The organism is Sphingomonas sp. (assembly GCF_048594985.1).
GTDB lineage: Bacteria > Pseudomonadota > Alphaproteobacteria > Sphingomonadales > Sphingomonadaceae > Sphingomonas_I.
This window is the reverse complement of sequence record NZ_JBMDXG010000105.1, coordinates 1-7,009: the sequence shown is the minus strand read 5'-3', so window position 1 is coordinate 7,009 and position 7,009 is coordinate 1. Positions and strand designations below refer to the sequence as shown.

Below are 7,009 nucleotides of genomic sequence, written 5' to 3'. Positions count from 1 at the left end.
AACTCGGCGCGCCGGCGGGCTTCCTCGCGGCCAATGGCTTCTTCCTGATCCTCGGGCTCATCCTGACGCCCGATCAGTTTCGCGACTGGGGCTGGCGCATTCCCTTCGCGGTCTCCGCCTTGCTGGTCGCGGTCGGCTTGTGGATCCGGCTGAAGCTGGCCGAGACGCCGCAATTCGCCGCCGCGCTGGCCGAGGCGGAGCCGCCCAAGATCCCGCTCGCCACGCTGATCCAGACCGAATTGGGCCCGCTCGTCGGTGGGACGCTGGGCGCGGTCGCCTGCTTCGTGCTCTACTATCTCGCGACCGCCTTCGCGCTCGGCTACGGGGTCAAGAATCTCGGCTTCACGATGGAGCAGATGTTGAGCGTCCAGCTGGGCGCGATCCTGCTGATGGGCGTTGGCATCGTGCTCGCGGCGTGGGCGGCGGACCGGCATTGGGATGAACGCCGCGTTCTGATCGGCGGCTGCGTCGCCGCGATCCTGCTGGGTTTCCTGGTCGCGCCGCTGATGGGATCGGGCTCGCTATGGGGCATGTTCGCCTTCCTCAGCGTCGCCCTGTTCGTCATGGGCTTCACCTACGGCCCGCTCGGCGGCTGGCTGCCGAGCCTCTATCCCCCGCTGGTGCGCTACACCGGCGTGTCGATGGCGTTCAATCTCGCGGGCATTCTCGGCGGCGGGCTTACCCCGTTCGCGGCACAGGCGCTGGCGGGGTCGGGCGGGCTGGCGCTGGTCGGCCTCTATTGCAGCGGGCTCGCGGTGATCAGTCTGGTTGCGCTTCTGGCGCTCGGCGCAAGACGGTGAGCTTGGGCAGGCCGTAGCTCTTCTCGGCCTCGACCACCCAGCCGGCGGCGGTCACCGTCTCCTCGCGATGCGTCTCGACGCTCGCCCACGCGCCCGGCGCGGCCCAGCCCAGGCGGGTCAGCCGCTCGATCAGCGCGCCCGCGCCGCCCGACCGATATGGCGGGTCGAACAGCAGCAAATCATGCGCGCGCCGCGCCGGGCCGAGCGCGGAAACCGCCGACGGGATCACGTCGGCGTCCGCCTCGAGCTTGGCGATGTTGGCGCGGAGAACCTTCACCGCCTGCGCATCCTCGTCGACGAAGGTGCAGGTGGCCGCGCCACGCGACAGCGCCTCCAGTCCGAGCGCGCCCGTGCCGGCGAAGATGTCGGCGACGGCCAGCCCATCGAACGAGCCGAGCCGGCTGGCAAGCATCGAGAACAGTGCTTCGCGCGTGCGGTCGCCGGTCGGACGGGTGGTGTCGCCCTTCGGCGTGGCGAGCGTCCGTCCCCGCCATTTCCCCGCGATGATCCTCACGCCTTCAGCGTCTTGCGGAACTGGACGAGATCGTGCTGCCGCACCTCGCCGACGCTGCCCGCCGGCATGTCGCCGAGCACGAACGGTCCGTAGGCGGTGCGGATCAGGCGGCTAACCGTGAGGCCGAGATGTTCGAGCACGCGCCGCACCTCACGATTCTTGCCTTCGCGCAGGCGCATTTCGATCCACACGTTGGCGCCCGTGCGGCGTTCCATGTTGGCATCGATCGATCCGTAGCGGATGCCGTCTATCTCGATCCCGTCGATCAGGTCCTCAAGCTGGCTCTGCGTCACCGTTCCGAAGGCGCGCGCCCGATAGGTGCGCTCCACGCCCGTCGCCGGCAGCTCCAGTTGGCGCTTGAGCCCGCCGTCGGTGGTGAGCAGCAGCAGCCCCTCGGTATTCAGGTCGAGCCGGCCGACCGGGACCACGCGCGGCAGATCGCGCGGCAAACGATCGTAGATGGTCGGGCGCCCCCTTGGGTCGCGCTCGGTCGTCAGCAGGCCCGCCGGCTTGTGGAACAGGAACAGGCGCGCGGGGGCGGGGGCCTGGACCGGCTTGCCGTCGACCGTGACGCCGTGGAGCGAGGTGACGATCGTCGCGGGCGTCTCGATCGCCTTGCCGTCGATCGCGACGCGGCGCGCCTCGATCATCCGTTCCACCTCGCGGCGGGACGCGACACCGGCGCGCGCGAGCAGTTTGGCAATTCTCTGGGGTTCGCGGCTCATGGCGTGGGCAAAGGCTCGATATGGGGGGAGGTGGAGGGGCGAAGCACGCCTTCCCACTTGGCGACCAAGGTGGAAGCGACGGCATTGCCCACGACGTTGGTGCCCGAACGGCCCATGTCGAGGACCTGGTCGACGGCGATGATGAGCAGCAGTCCGGCCTCCGGTATGTCGAAAAAGTGCAGGGTTGAGGCGATCACGACGAGGCTGGCGCGCGGCACGCTCGCAATGCCCTTGGAGGTGACCATCAGCAGCAGGAGCATCACGATCTGCTGCCCCAAGGACAATTCGATCCCGTAAGCCTGCGCGATGAACATCACCGCGAAGCTGCAATACATCATCGACCCATCGAGGTTGAACGAATAGCCGAGCGGCAGGACGAAGCCCGCGACGCGGGGTGGAACCCCGAACCGCTCCAGCGCCTCCAGCGTGCGCGGAAAAGCGGCCTCGGACGAAGCGGTCGAGAAGGCGATCAGGAAAGGCTCGCGGATGTAGCGGAACAGATCCTTCGCCCGTGCGCCAACCGCCACGAATGCGACCCCGAACAGGAACAGCCACAGCACGATCAGCGCGACGTAGAAGCCGCCCATGAAATAGCCGAAGGTGAGGAGGATCCCGAGGCCCTCCTTGGCCACGGCGGTGGTCACGGCGGCGAAGACGGCGAGCGGGGCCAGCCGCATGACATAATCGGTGATCTGCAGCATCAGCTGCGTGACAGCGTCGAGCACCTTCACCACGGGGTCGGCGCGCTCGCCCAGCGCGGTCGCGGCGACGCCGACGAAGGTGGCGGCGATCACGATCTGCAGGACCGAGTTCTTGGCCATCGCCTCCACGATCGAGGCCGGCACCAGATCGAGGACGAAATCCTTGAATAAGAAAGGCGGCTTGTCGACGATGGCGGCGGCGTGGCTGTCGGGCAGCGGCAGGTTGAGGCCGACGCCCGGCTGAACGATGTTCACGAACAGCAGGCCGAGCGTCAGACTGACGAAGCTGGCGAGCAGGAACCACCCGATCGCCCGTACGCCCATCCGGCCCAGCGCCGTGCTGTCGCCCATGTGCGCGATGCCGCCGGCCAAGGTCGCGAAGACCAACGGCGCGATAATCATCTTGATCAGTTTCAAAAACAGACCGGTCAGGATCGAAAGCACGTCCGTGATCGTTGCGACCACGGTTTTATCGGCGATACTGACATTGATGACAAAACCGACGATGATTCCCAGGATCATCGCAATGAGGATGTAGAAGGTAATCCGTTTGGCCACGCCGGTCTCCTGGGGGTCGGGCGGTGGTCGGGTGAAAGCGGCGGCCCGTCAAGCCCCGCGGAGCGAAGCGGGGAGTGGCGGATCGATGCTGTTCGGCAAGCTTGAGCGGGTTATCAAGCGCATCGTCATCGTCGAGGACGAGCCGCTCGTCGCATTTGACAACGAGCATTTTCTGCGCAGCGCGGGGTATGAGGTGATCGCGACCGTGGACACCGTGCCCGACGCGATCGCCTCGATCACCAGCGAGACCGATCTCGTGCTTGCGGACCTCAATCTGTCGGACGGGGGCAACGGCCGCGACGTGGCGGCGATCGCGCGCGAGCGCGGCGTGCCGCTGGTCTTCGTAACGGGCGCGAAGCCCGAAAACGCCTGTTGCCAGGCAATCGGATTGTTGAGCAAGCCATATAGCCAGCGCGACCTGCTCGACACGATCGGCACGGTCGAAGCAGTGCTTTCGGGTCGCAAGGCCAAGCGCGTACCACGTGGTTTTACGTTGTTCAGCCAATAGTTTAGCGGCTAGGCCTGCTCCCGCCGTCAGGCGAGGAGAAATATAGTGGATGCCAATCGCCGCCAATTCACGCTGATCGCGGGCGCGCTTGCCAGCGGCGTCGCGACCGCCGCCGGTGCGGCGCCCCGGAAGGCCGGGCTCAGCTATCCGCGCGATGCATGGCACCAGCGGATGAAGCGCGTCGTCCAGATCAACTTCAACGAACGCGATCCTGAGAACTTCGATGTCGAGGCATGGGCCGACTATCTTGCCTCGGCCAAGGCGCAGGTGACGTTCCTCAGCGGAACCAATGTCGTCGCTTTCTACCCCACGGCGATCAAGGAGGTGCCGGTCAGCCGTTGGCTCAACGGGCGCGACCTGTTCGGCGAATGCGTCGCCGCCGCGAAGAAGCGCGGCATCCGGGTGATGGGACGCTTCAGCATCGACATCGCCAAGAGCGCGCTCGCGGAGACGCATCCGGAATGGTTTTGCCGGACGGAAGACGGCAAGCTGGTCCGCCGTTCGCTGGTGGGATCCACCAACGATCCCGCGGTCAGCGACGAATTTGCGCCGACCTGTCAGTTCACGTCTTACTATACCGACGTCGTGCCGCGCCTGTTTCGCGAGGTGATCACGCGCTATCCCATCGACGGCATCTATTCCAACGGCTGGCCCAGCCCCGATGTGGTCGTCTGTTACTGCCCTGTCTGTCGAAAGATCGGCGATCCGCATTCGGAGGCCTATCGCGACGCGTTCCAGAAACGCGCGGTCGAGCTGTGGAAGAGCTACACTGCGCTGTGTGCGCAGGTGCGTCCGGGGCTGGTCTTCACGGGCAATCTGGGCGGGGGCTTTCGCGGCGGCGACCTCGATCTGGCCGAACTGGCGGATAACGCGCCGTGGTTCATGGCGGACAATCAGGGGCGCGGAAACATCGGCAGCCCGACGTGGGATGCCAGCCAGCAGACGCGGATCGGCCGCGCGATCATGCGCGATCGGCCGGTCAGCAACATCACCGCTTCCTACGAGATTGCGGGCGATACGCGCTGGCGCAACGTCGCCGGCAATCCGGCCGAGGTCCGCTCACGCATGTTCCAGACAATGATGGCAGGCGGGACCGTCCAATATCACTGGCTCGGCTTCCACCAGGGCTTCGTCGAGGATCGCCGCTGGCAGAAGGTCGGCCGCGAGGTGCTTGCCTGGGCGGCCGCCAACGAAGCGCATTTCCACAACAAGGCTTCGATCGTTGACGTTGCGTTGGTGGTCTCGCAGCGATCCAACCGGCTCTACAAGGCGCCCGACGGCACCGATGCGCTCGACGCGGCGCAGGGTATGTACCTGCTGCTGACGGAGGCGCGGCTGCCGTTCGATGTCGTGCTGGAACGCGACCTGACCGACCGTGCGCTGCTCCGCCGTTACAAGGCGCTGATCCTGCCCAATATCGCGGTGATGAGCGACGCCGAGGTTGCCGGGGTGAAGGCCTATGCTGCATCCGGTGGATCGGTCCTGACGACGTTCGAGACGGGGCTTTATGACGAGGAAGGGCGGTCGCGCGCCGAGACGCCGTTCGCCGGCCTGTTCGGAATGCGGCGCGCCGGCCCGCGCGAGACCTACGGACGCGGGCCGGTCGGACGGCGCCCGGCCTTTGCCGGTTCCCCCTCGATCCAGCGGATCGAGCGCGACCATCCGCTGACCAGGGGGTTTACCGACACGAACTGGATTCAGGGATCGAGCTGTCGCGCGCCGATCAGCGCCGACGGCCCGCCGATCCTGACCCATGTACCGCCCTACGTCTGGTATCCGCCCGAAGGCGTCTATCCGACCCAGCCGAAGACCGACATTCCGACCGTCGTCGCGCGTGAGCGCGGCGGGGCGAAGCTGGTCCACCTGTCGGAGGATATCGAGGCGGGCTACTGGCGGACGGGCGCCAACGATCTCGGCGATCTGGTGCGCAACGCCTTCGCGTGGATGGTGCCTGCGCCGTCGCTGGCGATCGATGGCGAGGGGCTGATCGAATGTTCCGCCTGGGTGACCGAGCCTGGCTATACCGTCCATCTCGTCAATCATACCCAGCCGGCGTTCCGCGCGAACGCCGCGCGCGCCATGCCTACATTGGGCGCGCAGGCGGTGCGGCTGACCCTTCCCGATCCACGTCCGATCCGCCGTGCGACCCTGTTGCGCGCGGGCACGCCGATCGACGTACGGCAGGAGGGTGCCAGCGTGCGCTTCACCGTGCCTGCCGTCGGCGAATATGAGGCGGTGGCGCTGGAGGTTTGACGCGTGCCCCGCTAGCGTCGCGCCCATGACGGGGGACGGAATGGCGATGGACGAGCGGCGCGGCTGGGCAGCAGCGATCAGGCCCTATCTGGAGCCGGCGCCGCTTGCCGCGCTGTTCCTCGGCATGTCGTCGGGCTTCCCCTACGCGATGATCGGCGCGACGCTGACCAGCCGGCTGGCCGAAGCGGGGATCGACAAGAAGGCGGTTACGGCGTTCAGCCTCGCCTTCCTGGTCTACAACCTGAAGCCCCTGTGGGCGTGGGTGGTCGACGGCGTACGCCTGCCGGGTCTAGGGCGGCTGGGGCAGCGCGTGTCGTGGATGCTGCTGGCGGGCGTGCTGGTGATGGCCGCCGTGTGCAACCTCGCGCTGGTGGACCCGCGCACCAGCCTGCCGGCGACGGCGGTGGCGGCTGTTCTGGTCGGATTGGCCGGCGCGACCTTTGACATTGTGATCGACGCCTACCGGATCGAATCGCTGAAGCCCGAGCAGCTCGGCGTCGGATCGGGCATGAGCCAGTATGGCTGGCGGATCGGCGCCGCCGCCGCCGGGTCGCTGGCCCTGTTCGCGGCCGATCCGGCGCGGCTCGGCATCGGCTGGTCGGCGGGCTATTTGATCTGCGCGGTCTTCGCCCTGCCGGCGATGGTCGCGGCTTTGGTATTGGGCGAGCCCGATCGTCATCGCGAGCCGACGGCGCGGCGCGGCGTGCGCGAGGTCTGGGTGTCGATCCAGGGGCCGTTCGTCGAATTTTTCCGCCGACAGGGTGCCTTCCTCGTGCTGGCGTTCATTCTGCTCCACAAGATTGGCGATACGCTCGCTAACCTCACGCTGCGGCTGCTGTTCAACGATCTCGGCTTCTCCAAGGACGAGATCGCGATCTACGACGTCGGCGTCGGTTTCTGGGCGCTGCTGATCGGCGTGTTCGTCGGCGGTGTCCTCTACGCCCGGCTGG

At 67.0% G+C, this 7,009-nt stretch carries 6 protein-coding genes and 1 pseudogene; 4 read left to right on the top strand and 3 right to left on the bottom strand.

Translation table 11 applies throughout. The features are described from left to right. On the top strand, positions 1–800 hold an 800-nt coding region (locus tag ACOJSF_RS03990; RefSeq protein WP_420140931.1), incomplete at its 5' end, for an MFS transporter. Here the strand turns inward: ACOJSF_RS03990 and rsmD are convergent. From rsmD to ACOJSF_RS03975, 3 genes and pseudogenes are all read right to left on the bottom strand, one after another. Beyond that, positions 760–1,314, bottom strand: a complete 555-nt coding sequence (gene rsmD, locus ACOJSF_RS03985; RefSeq protein WP_420140930.1) for a 16S rRNA (guanine(966)-N(2))-methyltransferase RsmD — start codon at positions 1,312–1,314, stop codon at positions 760–762. The two genes, ACOJSF_RS03990 and rsmD, sit on opposite strands and share 41 nt — an antisense overlap. Beyond that, positions 1,311–2,024 (bottom strand): annotated as a pseudogene (locus ACOJSF_RS03980) (pseudouridine synthase); the annotation flags it as partial. The gene rsmD and the pseudogene ACOJSF_RS03980, both read right to left, overlap by 4 nt. 11 nt (positions 2,025–2,035) lie before the next feature. After that, positions 2,036–3,298 (bottom strand): dicarboxylate/amino acid:cation symporter, encoded by a 1,263-nt coding sequence (locus ACOJSF_RS03975; protein WP_420140929.1) that lies wholly within the window; start codon positions 3,296–3,298, stop codon positions 2,036–2,038. An 85-nt stretch (positions 3,299–3,383) separates the two neighbouring features. Between ACOJSF_RS03975 and ACOJSF_RS03970 the strand changes: the two genes are divergently transcribed. The 3 genes from ACOJSF_RS03970 to ACOJSF_RS03960 all read left to right on the top strand — a co-directional run. Beyond that, positions 3,384–3,806, top strand: coding sequence for a response regulator (locus tag ACOJSF_RS03970; RefSeq protein ID WP_420140928.1), 423 nt, complete (start codon positions 3,384–3,386; stop codon positions 3,804–3,806). Between the two features lie 45 nt (positions 3,807–3,851). Beyond that, a complete protein-coding gene (locus tag ACOJSF_RS03965) occupies positions 3,852–6,059 on the top strand; it encodes an alpha-amylase family protein (protein ID WP_420140927.1) in 2,208 nt (735 codons plus the stop codon). A gap of 40 nt (positions 6,060–6,099) precedes the next feature. Next, the coding region (locus ACOJSF_RS03960) for an MFS transporter (protein WP_420140932.1) at positions 6,100–7,009 on the top strand (910 nt) is incomplete at its 3' end.